The following is a 1,530-nucleotide window of genomic DNA, read 5'->3' as shown; positions in this document are numbered from 1 at the left end:
GCGGTGCCCAGCCGGTGGCCGGAGACGTTGAGCACATCGTCGACGCGTCCGGTGATCCAGTAATAGCCGTCCGCATCGCGCCGGCAGCCGTCACCGGTGAAATATTTCCCCTTGTAGGTGGAGAAATAGGTCTGGATGAAGCGCTGATGATCGCCGTAGACGGTGCGCATCTGGCCGGGCCAGCTGTCGGTGATGCAGAGATTGCCGTCGGCCGCCCCTTCCAGCACCTTGCCCTCATTGTCGACCAGCTGCGGTTTGATGCCGAAGAACGGCACCGTCGCCGAACCGGGTTTCAGATCGATGGCGCCGGGCAGCGGCGTGATCATGTGGCCGCCGGTTTCCGTCTGCCACCAGGTATCGATAACCGGGCAGCGTTTGTCGCCGACGACATTGTAATACCATTCCCAGGCTTCCGGGTTGATCGGCTCGCCGACGGTGCCGAGCAGGCGCAGCGACGAGCGCGAGGAGCGGGTGACGAAGTTGTCGCCGGCCCCCATCAGCGAGCGGATCGCCGTCGGCGCGGTATAGAAGATATTGACCTTGTGCTTGTCGATGACTTCCCAGAAGCGGCCCTGATCGGGGAAATTCGGCACGCCCTCGAACATCAGCGTCGTCGCGCAGTTGGCGAGCGGCCCATAGACGATATAGGAATGGCCGGTGACCCAGCCGACATCGGCGGTGCACCAATAGACGTCGCCGTGATGGTAGTCGAAGACATATTCATGTGTCATCGCCGCATAGACGAGGTAACCGCCGGTCGTGTGCAGCACGCCCTTCGGCTTGCCGGTCGAGCCTGACGTATAAAGAATGAAGAGCGGATCTTCCGCCTTCATCTTCACCGGCGGGCATTCCGCCTTCACCGTGGCGATCTCCTGGTGGTGCCAGAGATCGCGGCCGGGCGCCCAGCCGGTCTTGCCGCCGGTGCGGCGCACCACCAGCACCTTATTCACCATCACGTGCTGGCGTGCGGCAATGTCGATTGCGGTATCGGTATTGTCCTTCAAAGGCACCGGCTTGCCGCCACGCAGACCTTCGTCGCAGGTAATGACGAAGGTGGATTCACAGTCGACAATACGCCCCGCCAAAGCTTCGGGCGAAAACCCGCCGAAGACGATCGAATGCACCGCGCCGATGCGGGCGCAGGCGAGCATCGCGTAAGCGGCCTCCGGGATCATCGGCATATAGATGGTGACGCGATCGCCCTTCTTGACGCCGTGCTTCTTCAACACGTTCGCCATCCGGCAGACATGCTCATAGAGCTCGTTATAGGTGACCTTCTTGTCGATATAGGGGTTGTCGCCTTCCCAAATGATCGCCACCTGGTCGCCGTTGGTCTTGAGATGGCGGTCGATGCAATTATAGGAGACGTTGGTCTCACCGTCCTCGAACCACTTGATCGAGACTTTGCCGGTGAAGGAGGTGTTCTTGACCTTGCTATAAGGCTTGAACCAGTCGATCCGCTTGCCGTGTTTGCCCCAGAACTTGTCCGGGTTCTCGACGCTCTCCTCGTACCATTTCAGGTACTTATCC

The 1,530-nt window shown here is 60.5% G+C and carries 1 protein-coding gene; it reads right to left on the bottom strand.

What is annotated here, in order from left to right; genetic code table 11:
• On the bottom strand, nt 1-1,530 hold a 1,530-nt coding region (acs, locus tag ATY29_RS01250; RefSeq protein ID WP_097537553.1), incomplete at both ends, for an acetate--CoA ligase.

The sequence above is a fragment of the Rhizobium hidalgonense genome (assembly GCF_002914525.1).
In the GTDB taxonomy this organism is placed as follows: Bacteria; Pseudomonadota; Alphaproteobacteria; order Rhizobiales; family Rhizobiaceae; genus Rhizobium; species Rhizobium hidalgonense.
The sequence above is the reverse complement of the archived record's forward strand: the minus strand, read 5'-3'. Positions and strand labels throughout refer to the sequence as shown.